Here is a 16,857-nt window from a genome sequence, read left to right as displayed (position 1 = left end):
CGTGCAAAATCCGAGTAACTCCAATCTTCTCGAACTCTACAGAACGATGCGTCGCATTCGCACTTTTGAAGAACGTGTCGGCGAGCTCTTCGTGCGCGGTCAGACCGCAGGCTCGATGCTTCATCTTTCCATTGGTGAAGAAGCGGCCGCTGCCGGTGTGTGCGCGGCCATGCAGCCTCAGGATACGTTCACGACCCATCATCGGGGCCACGGTATCTTTCTGGCACGTGGTGCCGATCCCAAGCAGATGATGGCTGAAATCGGCGGCAAGGAAACCGGCTATTGCCACGGCAAGGGCGGTTCCATGCATATTGCCGACATGGCCCTTGGTCATCTTGGAGCCAATGCCATCGTCGGCGGCGGTATTCCCGCTGTTGTTGGCGCGGGGTTGTCGAGCAAGTATCTGAAAAAGAATTCCGTTTCCCTCGCTTTCTTCGGCGACGGCGCGATGCAGCAGGGCATTCTCTATGAGAGCATGAACATGGCGGCCCTTTGGGGCCTCCCGGTGGTGTTTGTCTGCATCAACAACCAGTACGGCATGGGAACGCGTGTCGATCAGGCCACTGCCAACACGGCTTTCGATCAGCGTGCGCATGCTTTCGGTCTCAATGGCGCGGTTGTCGATGGCATCGACGTCGAGGAAGTCAAGAACGCGGCTCAAGGGTTGATCGACGATGCGCGGCTCGGCAAGCCCGGCTTCCTGTCGGTCACCTGCTACCGGTTCTTCGGCCATGCGCGCATGGACAAGAGCCCTTATCGCGCAGAGGCAGAGGAACTTGAAGGACGCAAGAAGGATCCGGTGAAGTTCACCCGTGATCAGCTGGTTTCTTCCGGTCTGGCGCAAGAAGGCGCACTCGACGCCATGGATAACGACATTACGGCGGAGATGGACGCCACCATCGATTTCACCGTCGAGTCCAAGGCACCGCCGCTCACTTCAATGTTCAAGGATGTCTACGCCGTCGGAGAACCTGAGCCCGAACCCGTCCGCACCCGTATTGACCGCGTACTTTCCAAGGACGAAGCATAATGATTGCCATGACTTACCGCGACGCGCTGCGCAAGGCGCTGGATGACGCCATGGCAGAAGACAACACTATCGTCGTGATCGGCGAAGAGGTGGGGCGTTATGGCGGCGCTTATGGTGTCACGAAGGATCTTATCGGCAAGTACGGTCCTGAACGCCTGATCGATACGCCCATCTCCGAACCGGCGATTGTCGGTGCTGCTGTCGGGGCTGCAATGACCGGGCTGCGTCCGGTTGCGGAGCTGATGTATATCGATTTTCTCGGCATGACGATGGACCAGCTTGCCAATCAGGCAGCAAAAATCCGCTACATGTTCGGTGGTCAGATTGGCGTGCCGATGGTGCTGCGCACTCAAGGCGGTACCGGGCGTTCCGCCGGCGCCCAGCACTCGCAGAGCCTTGAAGCATGGATCATGCATACGCCGGGTCTGCGTCTGGCCATGCCTGCCACGGTTCAGGACGCTTACCATATGCTGCGCCAGAGCGTGACGAAGCCTGATCCTGTGGTCTTCATCGAGCACAAGGCGCTCTATACCCGTAAGGAAGAGGTCGATCTTGATGCCGAACCGCTACCATGGGGCAAGGCCGCCGTGCGTCGTACCGGCAAGGATATCGTGATCGTCACCTATTCGCGCCAGCTCCACTATGCGCTTGATGCAGCCGAAAAGCTGTCGGCCAAGGGCATTGAAGCAACGGTCATCGATCTGCGCACGCTTAATCCGCTGGACTTCGACACCGTGCGTGAACATGTGGAGCGTGTCGGCAAGGCGATGGTGGTTTCGGAAGGCGTGATGACTGCCGGCGTTGCAGCAGAGCTTGCCGCTCGCATTACCGAGGAATGCTTCGACTATCTCGAACAGCCGGTGGTACGCGTAGCTGGTGAAGATATTCCGATTTCGGTTTCGCAGGAACTTGAAACCGGCAGTGTTCCGACGACCGATTTCATCCGTTCCGTTGCCGAGAGAATGCTGTCATGAATGAACGGATTTTGAAAATGCCGCGCCTTGGCGAGACGATGGAGGAGGGCAAGATTGTCGGCTTCCTCGTCAAGCCGGGTGACAGTTTCAAGCGCGGGGATTCGATCATTGAAATCGAAACCGACAAAACCGTAGCCGAGTTTCCGGCATTGGGTGACGGTACACTCAATGAATGGATCGGTGCTATTGGTGATCACGTAGTCGTTGGCGCGCCTCTGGCCCGCATCGACATTGGTACCGGACCCGATTGGACCAGCGACGGCGACAACGAAGCGCCGGAAGTACCGGCGACGACTGCTCAGGACATTGAATCAGTTCGGGAGCCGGTGGAAACTTCGATCGCCAAGCCTGCGGTTTCGACAAAAAGCGGCGAACGGGTTCGCGCAACGCCGCTTGCTCGCACGGTCGCTCGCCAGAACGGCATCGACATCAATTCGCTTTCGGGCAGTGGACGTCGGGGACGGGTTGAGAAAAAAGACGTGCTCGCGGCTTCCGGCGATTCACAGTCGAATAGTGCCGTGCATTTTGTCGATCTTGCGAAGGGTCGTGTGGCTTATCTGGATCAGGGGCCGAAGAATGGCCATACAATCCTCTTGTTGCACGGTTTTTCTGGTGACCGGACGACCTGGAGTGGCATTGCAGCGGGTCTGCGACGCGCAAATCTCCGGGTAATCGTGCCCGATTTGCCTGCCCACGGACTGACGACAATCGATGCTGCGGACGCGGCTGAACTCAGCACCTTTTTGCCTGCCTTCCTCGATGCTCTGGGATTGGCTGAGGTTGATGTCGTTGCGCATTCTCTTGGTGCTGTCGCGGCTGCCCAATTTGCGGATGCTCATGCAAACCGCGTATCAAGCCTGACACTTGTCGCGCCGGCGGGGCTCGGTTCTGAGGTCGATGCCGGATTTATTTCCGGCATGGCCAATGCAACGACGGCAGGCGAAGTCAGCCATCTGTTGCGCCGTATCGCGGCCAAGCCGGTTGAGCTTTCGCCTGAACTTGCGGCGGAGTTTGCGAAAACCATGGCCAAGGGGCGTCTCAAGGCGCTTTCAGCAGCGATCATCGGCCCTGCGGGACAACGCACCGACATTGTTCCGGTACTGGAAAAACTTTCCCGCAAAAAGCCGGTTCGCGTACTCGTCGGCCTGCTGGACCGTATCATTCCTTGGCAACAGGCGACTGCATTGCCGTCATCCATTGCCGTGCATTTTCTTGGTCAGTCTGGCCATATGCCGCAATGGGACCAGTCCAAAGACGTTCTCGATCTGATTATAAATTCCACGGGAGGCTCCCATGACTGACGATGTCCGGCTTCGCCTGAAAGAAGCGCAAGCACGGCTTGGCGCTTTTGCAAAATCCGCACCCGAGCTGATGAGCGGCTTTGCAAAGGTCAGCAAGACCGCGACAGCGGCGGGCGCCTTTTCATCCGCGCAGCGCGAACTCATCGCGGTCGGTATTGCTGTCGTGAAGGGATGCGAAGACTGCATCCTTTACCACGTGGACGCAGCGATCCGGCATGGCGCGACCGAAAAGGAATTGATCGAGGCGCTTGAAGTCGCTGTTGAAATGGGGGGCGGTCCGGCAGTCATGTATGCGGGCAAAGCGCTGGAAGCATTTCGCGGCCTGAGTTGAAATATGCGCGATGGGGCGTGCGAAGACTGGAGGAGTTTTCGCAGCCGCCCCGGGAGGAATTGAATGGCTTATTTTCTCACCGCCGACGGAGGAACGGAAAGCATCCGGGCGCGGGTTTATGACGTGTCCGGCACTTGCCTCGCAAGCGCGGCGGTTACCTATGAGACGAAGTTTTCCAGCGGTGCGCGTGCGGAGCAGAATCCCGAAGACTGGTGGTCCTGCTTTGTCCAAGCCGCGCGCAAGGCGATAACGGATTCAGCTGTCGACCCATCGGCAATTGAAGCCATCACGCTGGCGACGACCAGTTGCACTGTCGTGGCTCTGGATGCGGACGGCAGGCCGTTGCGTCCTTCGATCATCTGGATGGATGTTCGTGCAAGCGCAGAGGCGGATGCGGTACTCGCCACTGCAGATCAGGCGTTGTTGGCTAACGGCGGCGGGCGAGGGCCGGTTTCTGCGGAATGGATGATCCCGAAGGCACTGTGGATCGCGCGCAATGAGCCGGAAATCTTCGAGAAGGCAGATACAATCTGCGAGTATCAGGACTTCATGACCCTGCGCCTGTCCGGTGAAAAGGCTGCGAGCCTCAACAACGTCTCGCTCCGCTGGCATTATTCGACGGATCGTGGCGGCTTTCCGGTCACGCTTCTGGAGAAACTGGGTCTTAGCGCTCTGTTACAGAAGTGGCCATCCCGCGTGGCCGCGCCGGGTGAGGTCATCGGCGGCCTTTGCGCTTCCGCTGCTTCCGAACTCGGTCTTTCACAGAAGGTGAAGGTGGTGCAGGGGGGAGCAGATGCACTGATCGGCATGATCGGTCTCGGGGTTGCCAAACCGGGGCAGCTCGCGTTGATAACAGGCTCGTCTCACCTGCAATTTGGTGTTGCGGATAAGCCTTTGCACGCGCCGGGCATCTGGGGCAGCTATCCCGACATGGTTTATCCGGGGCGCTACATTATTGAAGGGGGGCAGACCTCCACCGGATCGATCATCGCATGGCTCGGGCGTATGATGAACGGCACCATGGATATGGAAGCGTTGAACGCCAAGGCGGCTGCACTGGAACCTGGTGCCGAGGGGCTTCTGGTGCAGGACCATTTTCAGGGTAATCGCACGCCCTATACGGATGCCTTGTCTCGGGGGGCAATCGTGGGACTGACGCTGGCGCATGAGCCGCATCATATCTTCCGCGCCATTATGGAAGGTATCAGTTTTGGCACCCGCGCCATTCTCGATGCCATGGCCGAGGCCGGTTATCGTGGAGAGGAAATTACCGTCGGTGGCGGTGCCAGCGCATCGCCGCTCTGGTTGCAAATCCACGCCGACACGGCTGGGCTGCCGGTCTGCGTGCCGCAATCGCGCGATGCTCCTTCTGTCGGTGCCGCGGTTCTAGCCGCCCATGGAGCGGGCCATTTCGCAAGTATCGACGACGGCATTGCCGCGATGGTCAGGCCGGGCAAACGTATTGAGCCACGCCCGCGCGAAACGGCACTCTACAATGAAATCTACCAGCAGTACCGAGCGCTTTATCCGGCGTTGAAAGCCGTCCAGGCTGCCTGAGGGATTGTAGCGGGAGGGCGAAATGCTCAAGGATTTTCAACTGGTTGGCAAGCGCGCTGTTATCACCGGGGGCGCCCGGGGTATTGGCCGCGCCATAGCGGAGCTTTTTATCGAAGCTGGCGCAACGGTCATCATCACCGACCGTGATGAAGCGGCGGGTATGAATACTGTGGCGGAACTCAACGCCCGTTGCCCTTCATCTGCAAGCATGTACATTCTGGATGTGACAGATCGCGATGCTGCGGAGCGAACAGCCGAAGCTATTGCTGCGAAGGTCGGCGTTCCCGATATTTTGATCAACAATGCAGGCATCGTTCGGAACGGCCCGGCGAGCGAAACGTCAGAAGCAGATTGGCGCGCCGTGATCGACGTCAATCTTAACGGCGTTTTTTATTGTGCTCAGGCTTTTGGTAAACGCATGGCCGCTGTCGGGCGCGGCGCCATCGTCAATATCTCATCCATGTGCGGCGAGATTGTCGTCTATCCGCAGCCGCAGATTGCCTATAACGCAGCCAAGGCGGGGGTGAACCTCATCACCAAGTCATTGGCCGTCGAGTGGGCAAAACAGGGTGTGCGGGTCAATGCCGTTGCGCCGGGTTACACCGCGACGGAATTGACGCTTGCCGGTCGCAGCAACGAGGAATGGTTTTCAACCTGGATGCGCATGACGCCACAGGGGCGGCTCGGAGAACCACGAGAGATCGCAAATGCCGTTCTGTTTTTGGCGTCCGATGCAGCAAGCTTCGTGACGGGAACTGTGCTTGCAGTGGACGGTGGTTACACCGCGCTTTGATTTTGGGAGAATGAGATGACCGAACAGACAAAAATTGCTCTCGTCACTGGTGCAAGCCGCGGTATTGGCCGGGCAATTGCTCTTGGCATGGCCAAGCGCGGCTTCGATGTGGCCATCAACGACATTGAGCGTCAGAAAGACGCCTTGCAGGAAGTGGCAAAAGAAATAGAGGGAGCCGGTCGCCGCGCGCTAATCGCCTTTGCTGATGTGAGCAGCAAGGCCGACGTCGAGGCGATGGTCAAGAAAACAGCCGATGCATTTGGCCGGATCGATGCGGTCGTCAACAATGCAGGCATTCTGATTGCCAGCGATGTCGAACACCTCAAAGAAGAGCACTGGGACAGCGTGTTTGATGTCAATGCAAAGGGCACGTTTCTGGTGATACAGGCCGTTCTGCCTTACATGAAGCAGCAGAAATACGGCCGCATCGTCAATATTGCTTCCATAGGTGGCAAGCACGGCGCGCCTGAACAGGCCCATTATTCAGCGTCGAAGGCCGCTGTCATGGGCTTTACTCGTGTTCTCGCGCAGGAAGTCGGCACTTACGGGATCACGGCCAACTGCATCTGCCCGGGCATTATCCTGACCGATATGGGGCGGGTCAACCTGGATGATGCTGCCGTGCGCCAGTCATGGCAGGAAAAGACTGCGATGCGTCGCATTGGCGCTCCGGAAGACGTTGTTGGTCCGGTCGCATTTCTGGCGTCCGATGATGCGGCCTTTGTGACGGGGCAAAGCCTCAATGTCGATGGTGGCATCGTGTTAAGTTAAAGGAGCAACACAGTCGGAGAGCGAAAGCGGCTCTGTCCAAAGGGGCAGTTGCAGGCAAATTATGGTTAGGAATCGGAAAGGGAAGTATCTAGAACCTTTTCGATCATTTCTGTTGCCAGTTGCACGAACTTATCCGTGTTTTCGCGTGTCTGATCAAGGCAGGCTTCGAGCCATAATCCATCCAGGATGGCGTGTACACAAATCGCAGCGCGCTCGATTTCTGCGGCCGTGACCTCTCGTCCTTCGGCCGCGAAAACCTCGGCAAGAAGCGGCTCGGTTGCCTGGCGAAGATTTGCATAGCTTTCATCACGCACCGCCATGATCATTGGGTCCACGCGGTTCTGGCTGATGAACGTCGCCCAAAGCGAGAGCATCCGGTCATCGGACGCCTCACCTTCCAGCGTTGCCATGATAAATTGCAATAGCCGCTGATGCGGTGTCCCCTCCCGTCCTTCCAGTATGGCCATACTGGAAGCGGTGATCAGTTCCATCGTTCTGCGATAAGCTTCGACGATGAGATTGGCTTTATTTTCAAAGTGATGGCGTATCAGTCCGTTCGTCACCCCGGCACGCGCTGCAACTGCACGCACGGTCGTCGCCTGAATTCCAAGCTCGGAAATACACTCCAATGTCGCCTCGACCAATTCGCGGCGACGTTCACTTTCCGGGGCGCGTTTGAATAGGCTCGGCATTAAACGCAGATTCTCCTTCAGGTCCTGTCTCGCACATCTGGCCGCAAAGGCAAGTACGAATGCATGTAATTATGCACTTGCATAATAGCATTGATGTGTATAGTTTTCAGCATAAGCGATTGCCCGGGGAGAGGGCAGCAGGGGAAATACAATCAAGCCGAGGAGCATTCGCAAAAGCTAAATCACGCGCAAAGCTGACGGTTATACAGGCGCAGCTGTGCGTGGCGCAATGACTGGCGTCCTTTGATGCGAACCACAGGTGAGGCCCACATTCGGTCCGGGCAGCGGAAAAGGTCATGAGACTTTGCGCTTCACCGTCCGCAATGTGTTTTTAACGATGAATTGACCACCCATGACGCGCCGGTTTGGATGCATTTTGGACGGCAATCTATCGATAGTAATTAACCGGCAAAGCTAGGTTCTAGGGGCCACTTTCCGGAACAATGGAACTATGCCCATGCGCGATCCGCGTTACGATATCTTATTCGAACCAATCCAGATCGGCCCGGTCACTGCGCCCAATCGCTTTTATCAGGTGCCGCATTGCAGCGGCATGGGCCATCGCTATCCCGATGCTGATCGCCACATGCGCCGTATGAAGGCGGAGGGCGGTTGGGGCGTCATCGCCACACAGGAAACCGAAATCCACCCTACCTCCGATATCACCCCGTCCAACCAGGGAAGGCTTTGGGACGACAAGGACATTCCCCGCCTTGTCCAGTTGACCGAGGCCGTGCATGAACAGGGAAGCCTCGCAGCCATCCAATTGGTACACAATGGCATCCACATAGCCAACCGTCTGACGCGACTTTCGCCAATTGGGCCATCGGACATTATGGTCGATGTAGAAGACCCGGTTCAGGCGCGTGCTATGGATAAAAGCGACATAGCCCAGTTCCGCAAATGGCATCGCGATGCAGCGTTGCGCGCCAAGCGGGCAGGATTCGACATCATTTATGTCTATGCCGGTCACGACATGACGCTTATCCAGCATTTTCTGCTTAACCGCTATAACAAGCGCACCGATGAATATGGTGGCAGCTTTGAAAACCGGCTGCGTCTTTTCCGCGAGGTTATTGCAGACACTCGCGATGCTGTGGGCGATAAATGCGCCATTGCCGTGCGGTTTGCCGTGGAGGAGTTTCTGGGCGCTGGAGGGCTGACCCATGATGGTGAAGGGCGCGATGTTATAGCAGCGCTGGCCGACGAACCCGACCTCTGGGACGTTAACCTATCCAATTGGTCGAACGACAGTCAAACCTCCCGGTTTTCGCAAGAAGGATTTCAGGAGGACTTCGTTTCCTTTGTAAAACCTCTCACGTCAAAACCCGTTGTCGGCGTGGGCCGCTATACCTCTCCCGACGCGATGGTGCGGGCAATCAAAAAAGGCATTTTCGATCTGATCGGCGCGGCTCGCCCGTCGATTGCCGATCCCTTTTTGCCGGCGAAAATTCGCGAGGGCCGCATCGATGACATCCGGGAATGCATCGGATGTAATATCTGCACGGCAAGCGATAATACAGTCGCACCGATGCGCTGCACGCAAAACCCGACGATAGGCGAAGAATGGCGCAAGGGTTGGCACCCGGAAATCATCCCGCCCCTTCAGAAGCCGCAATCCGTGCTGGTCGTGGGAGGGGGACCAGCCGGATTGGAAGCGGCGCGCGCGATGGCGCAGCGCGGCGCGGATGTGATGCTGGCCGATGCAGCACAGGAATGGGGCGGTCGCGTTGCGCAGGAATGCCGACTTCCTGGCCTCGCCGCTTGGGGCCGCGTGCGCGATTGGCGCCTTGGGCAACTGCAGCAGGCGCCGAACGCGCAACTCTATCTTGATAGCCGGCTTAGTGCGGAAGATATCCTTTCTTACGGCGTCCCGCATGTGGCAATTGCCACGGGCGCACACTGGCGTGACGATGGTGTTGGCCGGGTTCATCGTGACCCCCTCGATTACCTTGCCGAAGGTGCCACTGCCGGCGTTAACGCGCTCCTCGAAAACGGCGTGAATGCGCTTGCGAACGATGGCCCGATCGTCGTTTTCGACGATGATCGTTATTATATGGCAAGCGTTCTTGCAGAACTTATCGCTTCATCAGGGCGAGCCGTGACTTTCGTCACCCCCGCCTCGATTGTTGCGCCATGGACCGAACACACGCTCGAACAAAGCCGCGTGCAACGACGCCTGATTGAAAAGGGCATCGAGATTATCCCGTTGCATCGGCTTGCGGGACGCACGAAAGATACGCTCGATATCGTCTGCTCCTATTCCGGGAAAATTCGCGCTATTGACTGTGCAACGCTGGTTCCGGTCACGGCGCGTCTGCCAAACGACCAGCTCTGGCATGATCTCCTGGCCTTGAAACATCAATGGATGGATCATGGTTTAGAGAGGGTCGAGCGCATTGGTGACTGCCTGTCCCCGGGTATCATCGCAGCCGCGACCTATGCGGGGCATGGTTATGCGAGAAGCCGTAGTTCCCAACCACTGGAAGCCGATTATGATATTTATCGGTGAGAAATTACCAGTGGCTAGCGTCTCCATTACGCCAAAGATTGTTCACTAAACCGAGCCAGTTTCGTTCCATGAAAATGTTTCAAGTCGACGCCTTCACCGACCATCTCTTTGGAGGAAACCCTGCCGCAGTTCTCGTTCTCGATAACTGGCTGCCAGATGCCCTGATGCTGGCGATCGCTCAGGAAAATAACCTTGCCGAAACGGCCTTTGTCAAAGCTCGTCCAGATGGAGCATGGGATCTGCGCTGGTTCGCTCCAGCGCATGAGGTCGATTTCTGCGGGCACGCCACTCTTGCTGCAGCACATGTTCTATTCTCGAAATCTCCGTGGATAGCGCTGCTCCTGTTCCATACCAGGATTGGAGAGTTACGCGTATCGAAGGTGGCAAACGGATATCGTCTCGATGTTCCGTGTCTGTCGCCCGAATTTATCGAAACACTGCCAGAGGAGATATTAGGCATCTTTGCGGAGCCTGCCATTTGCATTTTCCGTAACTTCGAGAATATTTTTGCTGATCTGGGTAGTGCTGATGCCGTGCGCAACTTTACTCCTGATTTGACGGCCATTGCCCGTCTTGGTTCTGTCGGACTTGTCGTCACTGGAAAGGAAGAGGAGGCGGAAAAGGCGCATTTCGTCTCACGCTATTTTGCTCCCGGTGCGGGTATTCCAGAAGATCCAGTCACGGGATCGATCCATGCAACGCTTATGCCCTACTGGGCATCTCGGCTGGGGCGGACGAAGCTAAAGGCATATCAGGCGTCCGCACGTGGCGGCTGGATCGACTGTGAACTGACCGGAGATCGCGTTTTCTTGGTAGGGAACGCCGTGACTTTCATGGAAGCAACGATTTCCCTGCCGGAAACGCAACCCTGACGGCGTCAGGGCTTTGAGATGCTGACGCATATTGGATTCATAATGACATGGTGGTTGCGATCAACTTTCACATTGGCAGCGAAGCCGCGTTTCTTGAGAACTGAGGACCCGGTTGGCGATTGTTGCTGAAAGGCGGGGCTGTCCGTCGAACGTGCTCACGGTCATTCGTTACGGTCACATGGGATATGAGTGCAGTTTGTATCACCTGCATGTCCTCTGGCGCCTGGCCTCGGTCAAGATTTCGCAGCCTGAAAACAAACGCCGTCCCCTTCGGCATCACATGTTATATCCCGAATACGGTCGCGTGCGTTGTCGCTTATAAAGCAGAAGCTGAAAATCGTACGGATCGATAAATCAAGAATATCACTCTTGGTGTCGCGCAAAGAAAATTTCCGAAACGCCACGCTTGCCGCCCTCCCGTCGTAACTGAATGACAATTGGGATCACCATGCGGATATAGGACAGGAGGTCCTGCTTTGCATATCCGCCCGAAAGACCGGCTTGCATCATCATCATGGCAATCTGTTCATATGCACCCAGGGGCGTGTCGGCATGAACCGTGGACATGGAACCGGGATGGCCCGTGTTGATCGCGCGCAAGAACGAAAATGCCTCGGCGCCGCGGATTTCGCCGACAAAAAGTCGATCGGGCCGCATACGCAGCGAAGCTTCGAGCAAATGTTGGATCGTGACGTCAGCCGTTCCCTGGCCGCCCTTCGATGCGATGAGATGAACACAATTTCTCTGTGGTGGAAACAGTTCACGCGTATCTTCTAGTGTGAGGATTCTCTCTTGCGGATGCACCGATTTCAGGCACGCGTTTAGGAATGTGGTTTTCCCAGACGATGTTCCTCCACTGATGAGGATTGATATGCGTTGCGTGATCGCAGTATGAATAAAGTCATATATCCTATTTTCTTGCAGATAACCTATGAGTTGTCGGTCAATACCGCTCAACCCTCCGACCGCTACAGAAACTTTATCGAGCGATCCACTGTCTCGATATTGTTCCAGGTCCATATTATTGACGACCTGTTTACGGATGGAGATAGAGCCCCCTTCGGGAGCTGCTGGGGGAAGAACCACCTGGATACGCTCTCCGGTCGGGAGTGCAGCGCTGAGGATGGGAGCGGACTTGCTGATAAACTGGTCGGTCGAACCGGCAACGCGCTCGCCTATATTCTGGATTTCTGCTGCGGTTAGAACGTCAATCGCGTGAAACTGCATGTGATCGGCACCGAGGCGCTCAATGTAGACGTGGCCGGGTCTGTTTACTGCGATTTCAACGACTTTGGGATCATCGAGAAACTGCCTCAAAGGTTCTAATGCTCGCTCGAGGAAATAATGCTTGCTTTGTTTCGCCCCCAGCAATGCTATTTGCCCCCGCGTTCACGTTGAATATCCTTTATCGCTTCTGTCACCGGGTCGTCGTACATCGCGGAAAAATCGAGGTCCTGGCGCACGAAAATGAAGATGCGTTCGCCTTGATGAACGCTGATTGTCGGCTTAATGCGCAGACTATCGCTCAGAGCGGTGTTCGCCATCTGGCTGAACGTCTGTGCGATAGTTTGGCGCGCCAGCGCTTCAGCCTGCTGTGCGCCATCATTGCTCTGGCTGGATGTATTATTGGTTCCATATCCCATCAGATAGCTTGCGCCAGCGCCCACGACGGACAGCATGATCGATGCGCCAAACCTTTCGCGCCATTTTTTGTCGACAATGCCTGTGAGACCAGAACGTCCAAGACTGTCACTGCCGATCGAGTTCAGGCGGACAGAGACGCCATCGTCGCGTAGCAAACGCGTCCATATCACGAATATTCGGGTTTGGCCGGTCATGACATCGCTCTGATACTCTCCGATGAGGCGGGTTCCGGCGGGAATGAGAACGCGGCGTCCGTCAAAGGAATAGACATTTTCTGACGTAATAGCGCGAATCTGTCCCGGTAGATCGCTTACAATCGCCGTTTCTAGAATGCCAGGGATCAATGTCCCTTCAGGCACAACAGCATCAATGCGCTTTATCTTTGTTGCTTTCGCGCTCCGTGTTTCCATGGTAGAGGCCGTCGCCAAAAACTTACTGTTGCTATCACTTCCCGCCACACTTGGTCCTGCGTCGGTTCCTCCACCATCGCCGGATGCAACCGCTTGGGAGTGGTCAATCTCAATCAGTTTGGACTTAAAACGTTGCGGAAATTCCTCGACGGTCTGAGGTGCTGCTGGCTCCTCCAACGGGGGCGGTGGTGGAAGGTTGATTACTTCGGGCTGGGAAGTAACTGGCTGTTCCACCTTGCGGGTGAACGAAGGCGGACGGAAGGTATTCGTGTTGAATTGTTCATCCCCGTTCAACAGATTTTCGGGCTTGTTTGATGGCTTCAGGATAAAATAGACCATCGCGACGCCTGCCAGCAGAAATATTGCCATTGCAGCCTTCTGATTGCGCTTGGCATTCTTGTCGCTGACGTTGGCCTCGTCCACGGAGGACAAGGCTTCAAGTTCTGGAGACTGTTTCATCTGTTGCCGCTCCTTCCTCGCATGCGCGCTAGTGGATCAGGGGTAGGGCCCAGAATGTCTGGATCTGGTGCGGCAAAATCCGGCTTTCTCAGATTGAAGATGCATATCCACTGATCGCCGTCACGCAACGTGTACTGTGTGGCCGTTCCGTCCAGCACAAGATATTCGCCTTCCTTGCGGAAATTCCGGAGTGTTTCGGAGAAATTGCTATTCACAGCGAAGATTGCCGGCGTCCGTCCAGTGAATTTAAAGAATGTCTTCTTACCGTCATCGAAAACCATCGACGGCTTCAGCTTCGTATCGCCGGTAAACGAGTAGTCCAGATTGACGTTTGCTTTGTCAATCGCCGAGATGTTGGGATTGGCAGCACGAAATTCAGCCTCCTTGCGGATTGCCGCATTGACGTCCTTTTCAGGATAAATGAACCGAACGCCAAAAATCTTCTTCCCGGCTTCGGGGGCATAGTCATACAACTCAAGAAAATAGATCCGCTTTGTTGTAACGACGTTCATATTTGTCACGACGTTTTTCGCTGTCGGCTTGACGAATAGAATGTTGCCCTTCTCGACCGGAGCGACCTGCCAGCTGTCCGTATCGCCGAGGGAAATGGTCTCGAACTTCTCGTCTTCATCAAAGATGATCATTGTCGATATCCCATATGTCGCGGAAATTCTGACGACATTATTCGGCTGATACACGACACTGGTCACACGCGGATCGAGAGAACCGGGACGGGGCGTTTCGGAGCCGTAGGCATAGGGAAAAATGGCGGCTGAGAAGACTGCCGTCAAAAAGAGGAGCCTTCTCATTCTTTGCCTCCTTCGGTGACCGTTTCCTGATCGCGCCGGTAATTATAGACCTGGAAGCCAAGAGGATTTTCGAAACGCCATTCGTTGGTGGTGGGTTCGGTCGTATAGCGATAGCGCACTACAGATATAAAGTGCTTCGTTCTGGCATCGGTGTCGGACTTCTCGGTCGTGGAAAAACGAACGAGCGCGGTCGATTCATTCGGGAATGTGACGGATTTCACATCGACATATACCTGTTTGTACTGTCCATAGACACGAGCCGGATTGTTAGGGTTCGTGCTGCTATATTGGTTCTGCAGCTCGCGAGCGGCGTCACCGGTCGATAACAGCGCCGCGATGCCATAATTGTCGCTGATCGCATAAGGGTCGTAGCCCTCACGGGTTCGAATGTAGCGTACGACATTAGCCTGCGTGATGGCGCGCGACTCTGTCAGATCCTGCGGCTTGGTCAGGCCGCTTTTGGTTTCAATGTAGCCCGTATTTTTATCAACGACCACGATGACCGGTTCGAAGGATTTCAGCGGAACCAGCATAACGAGCGCAAGCAGCGCACAAATTGACATCAACCCGAATATCATGGTCACAAACCACGCAAGGGTTCTTGATCGCTTGGCTTTCCGGACGATTTCGTTTTCCCAACGGTCGCCATCCTGAAAGTAACTTCTCAATGCAGCTTCTTTTGAATCAGTCATGATCTAGCCGATAAGTTTCGTGGATGTGCGGTCTCACTGGGGCAGACTGTTGTTGCGTATCCTGTTTTGCATTGCTTCCATTTCGCCGCGGCGGATCGGCGAAATGTAGGAGCGGCTGTCGCGATAAAAACGCGAGCCTCTGCCCAAATAGGGACTGTTTGCCGTGCCGGTCCGCGCGATTTGAGGGGAAGTGCCAAAACCGGGGATGTGTTCGATTTTTCTGGTGAACCTACTTATCCCCACGGTTAAACCGCTCGCGATTCCTCGGGCAAGTGCATGAATATTGGCCACAACGAATGCACTAGCAGCGCACAGCAGAACAAAGCCACGCATGTCAATTAAAGTGATCGTTGTAGAGTCGGCGTTAAGCAGCCGGTTTAAATCCGGATCGATTGCTTCAAGGAGGAAGGCGCAAATGACGTAGAGAAATAGCGGAAGCATTGCATATAGGAGCAATTGCTGAAACCAGGCCCGGCCAATTCCGCGGGATTGTTCAAACAGCATGCAGGCAATGAAAATGGGGGCTGTCCCAATCAGTATCCAGGTTACGACCTTGGCCAGCAGCAGTATAGAGAGCGCCAAGCCGATAAAGGATAAGGCGCCAGTCAGTAGCAACAGGCCGACGAGTGATGGCAGGACCGCCAGGTATCCGCTTTTTTGGGCATAGGCATCGGCAGCGAGGTTGGCGCATTTCCAGATGAGCGACAATCCAGCGGTTACGTTGTTGACGTTGGTTCCGAGGATATTCAGTAATGTTGTCCCAAGCTCTTTAGGAGTCTCGTTCAGCCAACTATAGATGGAGTTGTTGACATAACCCCAGTTCCTGATCAGCACGAAGATGACAATCATACGAATTAGCCGACCGACCACCGTAGCTACTGTAATTTGCGACGTACCCATTATGAGCTGCAGGCCGTAATAGATGACGTAAGCGATCAGCAACACATTGAGCAAAGGCGAAATCTGGTTGCTGATAATGCTGTAGGCTTGATTGGAAAATGTGGCGCCGGTCTGGTCCACGCGAACCAGTATATCACCCAGAAAGTCGCTCATCTCATACCCCCGATCTATTGAGCCGTCATTGCATTTATCGCCGCCTGGGCGGTGACGCCGTCACCGTTGACGAGCGCCATTGGCCCGCAATCCCGCCGGGAATCTTCAGCGAACGATGTAAGATTAGCTGGGCGTTTACACGGAGCGGCTTTTTCTTTAACCGCTCCGCATCCAGTTAAAATATTTGCTGCTATAAATAAAGCAAAGATTCCGTACATCGGTTTCATCTGATTAATTTTCTTTATAGCTCATTGCGTCCATGCTGTTAAAAGTATTTGTAACATCTGTTCTGTTTCTTGATTCGCTTGATGCCAGATTTCCATTCAGTACGCCGACTATTTCGTTCAATATTTTTCCGTTCTGAACTTGCAATTGACTGTTTTGGTCTATAGACCCTTTGAGATCTTGAGTTTGTCCGATTTGCTGAGATGCTTGTTGTAACGATGTGTCCCTGGCTATGCTTGCCCTCAAGATACCGGCAATTATTGCACCGAGGTCGACTGTCGTCGTGGCTGATGCTTGAAGTGATGGATTTTTTGTTTTCCCGTCGCCCGGAGTGGCGGTAGTACCGAAAGTGACGGTTGCCATCTTCGATATATTATCTATCGCGGCCGTTGCCGCTTGACTGGCTAAGCTCGGCGTGCTGTTGGCGCTGGTGGAGGTCTGACCGGCTGCTGCGCTTGCCGTTTGGGAGTCCTTTGTGCGGTCTCCAGTAATCGCCTTCAGGGTTTTTTCAACGGTGTCAAGTATTTTTTTATCTGTATCTAAAATATCGCTCGTATTCTTTGATATTTCCTTATCAGTCCCAAGAATTGATTTTGTAGTACTGTCAATACTACCTGTGCTTGTTTCCGTTGCAATATCTTCAACAGGGAAAGCTGACGCGTTTTGAGAGTATAGGAAAGGAGCTGCGACAAAACTTGTAAGCAATACAAACTTTTTCATTTTGGTCTCCAT

17 protein-coding genes are annotated in these 16,857 nt (G+C 55.0%); 9 read left to right on the top strand and 8 right to left on the bottom strand.

What is annotated here, in order from left to right; genetic code table 11:
• Position 1 precedes the first annotated feature (1 nt).
• The 7 genes from J9800_RS04450 (at position 2) to J9800_RS04420 (ending at position 6,757) form a co-directional block, all read left to right on the top strand.
• A complete protein-coding gene (locus J9800_RS04450) occupies positions 2-1,030 on the top strand; it encodes a thiamine pyrophosphate-dependent dehydrogenase E1 component subunit alpha (protein WP_114217089.1) in 1,029 nt (342 codons plus the stop codon).
• On the top strand, positions 1,030-2,004 hold the full coding sequence (locus tag J9800_RS04445) for an alpha-ketoacid dehydrogenase subunit beta (protein WP_162792704.1): 975 nt from the start codon (positions 1,030-1,032) through the stop codon (positions 2,002-2,004). The genes J9800_RS04450 and J9800_RS04445 overlap by 1 nt, the downstream gene beginning before the upstream one ends.
• Complete coding sequence (locus J9800_RS04440) at positions 2,001-3,305, top strand: acetoin dehydrogenase dihydrolipoyllysine-residue acetyltransferase subunit (protein WP_114217057.1); 1,305 nt, start codon at positions 2,001-2,003, stop codon at positions 3,303-3,305. Before J9800_RS04445 ends, J9800_RS04440 begins: the two co-directional genes overlap by 4 nt.
• A complete protein-coding gene (locus J9800_RS04435) occupies positions 3,298-3,636 on the top strand; it encodes a carboxymuconolactone decarboxylase family protein (RefSeq protein WP_114217058.1) in 339 nt (112 codons plus the stop codon). Before J9800_RS04440 ends, J9800_RS04435 begins: the two co-directional genes overlap by 8 nt.
• Positions 3,637-3,699: 63 nt before the next feature.
• On the top strand, positions 3,700-5,193 hold the full coding sequence (locus J9800_RS04430; protein WP_114217059.1) for an FGGY-family carbohydrate kinase: 1,494 nt from the start codon (positions 3,700-3,702) through the stop codon (positions 5,191-5,193).
• 22 nt (positions 5,194-5,215) lie between these two features.
• On the top strand, positions 5,216-5,986 hold the full coding sequence (locus tag J9800_RS04425) for an SDR family NAD(P)-dependent oxidoreductase (protein ID WP_114217060.1): 771 nt from the start codon (positions 5,216-5,218) through the stop codon (positions 5,984-5,986).
• Between the two features lie 15 nt (positions 5,987-6,001).
• The gene (locus J9800_RS04420) at positions 6,002-6,757 is read left to right on the top strand and encodes an SDR family NAD(P)-dependent oxidoreductase (RefSeq protein ID WP_114217061.1); all 756 of its coding nucleotides are present in this window, start codon (positions 6,002-6,004) and stop codon (positions 6,755-6,757) included.
• Between the two features lie 65 nt (positions 6,758-6,822).
• Here J9800_RS04420 and J9800_RS04415 read toward each other — a convergent pair whose 3' ends face one another.
• The gene (locus J9800_RS04415; RefSeq protein ID WP_114217062.1) at positions 6,823-7,449 is read right to left on the bottom strand and encodes a TetR/AcrR family transcriptional regulator; all 627 of its coding nucleotides are present in this window, start codon (positions 7,447-7,449) and stop codon (positions 6,823-6,825) included.
• Between the two features lie 451 nt (positions 7,450-7,900).
• Here J9800_RS04415 and J9800_RS04410 point away from each other — a divergent pair, with 451 nt between their 5' ends.
• Positions 7,901-9,961 carry an oxidoreductase gene (locus tag J9800_RS04410; RefSeq protein WP_114217063.1) on the top strand — a complete coding sequence of 687 codons (2,061 nt, stop codon included), beginning with the start codon at positions 7,901-7,903 and terminating at the stop codon, positions 9,959-9,961.
• 68 nt (positions 9,962-10,029) lie between these two features.
• Positions 10,030-10,833: a PhzF family phenazine biosynthesis protein gene (locus J9800_RS04405; RefSeq protein WP_114217064.1), complete on the top strand. Its 804-nt coding sequence runs from the start codon at positions 10,030-10,032 to the stop codon at positions 10,831-10,833.
• A 363-nt stretch (positions 10,834-11,196) separates the two neighbouring features.
• On the opposite strand, the gene virB11 is transcribed toward J9800_RS04405, so the two are convergent.
• From virB11 to J9800_RS04370, 7 genes are read right to left on the bottom strand one after another with little or no spacing between them, the layout of a single operon-like run.
• On the bottom strand, positions 11,197-12,204 hold the full coding sequence (gene virB11, locus J9800_RS04400) for a P-type DNA transfer ATPase VirB11 (RefSeq protein ID WP_286167642.1): 1,008 nt from the start codon (positions 12,202-12,204) through the stop codon (positions 11,197-11,199).
• Positions 12,205-12,206: 2 nt separating this feature from the next.
• A complete protein-coding gene (gene virB10, locus J9800_RS04395; RefSeq protein WP_114217065.1) occupies positions 12,207-13,346 on the bottom strand; it encodes a type IV secretion system protein VirB10 in 1,140 nt (379 codons plus the stop codon).
• Positions 13,343-14,155 carry a TrbG/VirB9 family P-type conjugative transfer protein gene (locus J9800_RS04390; protein ID WP_112590177.1) on the bottom strand — a complete coding sequence of 271 codons (813 nt, stop codon included), beginning with the start codon at positions 14,153-14,155 and terminating at the stop codon, positions 13,343-13,345. The genes virB10 and J9800_RS04390 overlap by 4 nt, the downstream gene beginning before the upstream one ends.
• On the bottom strand, positions 14,152-14,847 hold the full coding sequence (locus tag J9800_RS04385) for a VirB8 family type IV secretion system protein (RefSeq protein ID WP_114217066.1): 696 nt from the start codon (positions 14,845-14,847) through the stop codon (positions 14,152-14,154). Before J9800_RS04385 ends, J9800_RS04390 begins: the two co-directional genes overlap by 4 nt.
• A gap of 33 nt (positions 14,848-14,880) precedes the next feature.
• Complete coding sequence (locus J9800_RS04380; protein ID WP_114217067.1) at positions 14,881-15,900, bottom strand: TrbL/VirB6 family protein; 1,020 nt, start codon at positions 15,898-15,900, stop codon at positions 14,881-14,883.
• A 14-nt stretch (positions 15,901-15,914) separates the two neighbouring features.
• Positions 15,915-16,127, bottom strand: a complete 213-nt coding sequence (locus J9800_RS04375) for a hypothetical protein (protein ID WP_114217068.1) — start codon at positions 16,125-16,127, stop codon at positions 15,915-15,917.
• 4 nt (positions 16,128-16,131) lie between these two features.
• Complete coding sequence (locus tag J9800_RS04370; protein WP_162792705.1) at positions 16,132-16,845, bottom strand: hypothetical protein; 714 nt, start codon at positions 16,843-16,845, stop codon at positions 16,132-16,134.
• Positions 16,846-16,857: the final 12 nt, after the last annotated feature.

The sequence above is a fragment of the Ochrobactrum sp. AP1BH01-1 genome (assembly GCF_018066705.1).
Classification (GTDB): domain Bacteria; phylum Pseudomonadota; class Alphaproteobacteria; order Rhizobiales; family Rhizobiaceae; genus Brucella.
This window is presented reverse-complemented; position numbering and strand designations above follow the sequence as displayed.

Bases quoted from the DNA above. Each gene is read 5' to 3' on its own strand.
- J9800_RS04375 (WP_114217068.1), bottom strand. From the start codon at position 16,127: ATGAAACCGATGTACGGAATCTTTGCTTTATTTATAGCAGCAAATATT.
- J9800_RS04425 (WP_114217060.1), top strand. From the start codon at position 5,216: ATGCTCAAGGATTTTCAACTGGTTGGCAAGCGCGCTGTTATCACCGGG.
- J9800_RS04370 (WP_162792705.1), bottom strand. From the start codon at position 16,845: ATGAAAAAGTTTGTATTGCTTACAAGTTTTGTCGCAGCTCCTTTCCTA.
- J9800_RS04430 (WP_114217059.1), top strand. From the start codon at position 3,700: ATGGCTTATTTTCTCACCGCCGACGGAGGAACGGAAAGCATCCGGGCG.
- J9800_RS04415 (WP_114217062.1), bottom strand. From the start codon at position 7,449: ATGCCGAGCCTATTCAAACGCGCCCCGGAAAGTGAACGTCGCCGCGAA.
- J9800_RS04420 (WP_114217061.1), top strand. From the start codon at position 6,002: ATGACCGAACAGACAAAAATTGCTCTCGTCACTGGTGCAAGCCGCGGT.
- J9800_RS04380 (WP_114217067.1), bottom strand. From the start codon at position 15,900: ATGAGCGACTTTCTGGGTGATATACTGGTTCGCGTGGACCAGACCGGC.
- J9800_RS04440 (WP_114217057.1), top strand. From the start codon at position 2,001: ATGAATGAACGGATTTTGAAAATGCCGCGCCTTGGCGAGACGATGGAG.
- J9800_RS04435 (WP_114217058.1), top strand. From the start codon at position 3,298: ATGACTGACGATGTCCGGCTTCGCCTGAAAGAAGCGCAAGCACGGCTT.
- virB10 (WP_114217065.1), bottom strand. From the start codon at position 13,346: ATGAAACAGTCTCCAGAACTTGAAGCCTTGTCCTCCGTGGACGAGGCC.
- J9800_RS04445 (WP_162792704.1), top strand. From the start codon at position 1,030: ATGATTGCCATGACTTACCGCGACGCGCTGCGCAAGGCGCTGGATGAC.
- J9800_RS04385 (WP_114217066.1), bottom strand. From the start codon at position 14,847: ATGACTGATTCAAAAGAAGCTGCATTGAGAAGTTACTTTCAGGATGGC.
- J9800_RS04390 (WP_112590177.1), bottom strand. From the start codon at position 14,155: ATGAGAAGGCTCCTCTTTTTGACGGCAGTCTTCTCAGCCGCCATTTTT.
- J9800_RS04410 (WP_114217063.1), top strand. From the start codon at position 7,901: ATGCCCATGCGCGATCCGCGTTACGATATCTTATTCGAACCAATCCAG.
- J9800_RS04405 (WP_114217064.1), top strand. From the start codon at position 10,030: ATGAAAATGTTTCAAGTCGACGCCTTCACCGACCATCTCTTTGGAGGA.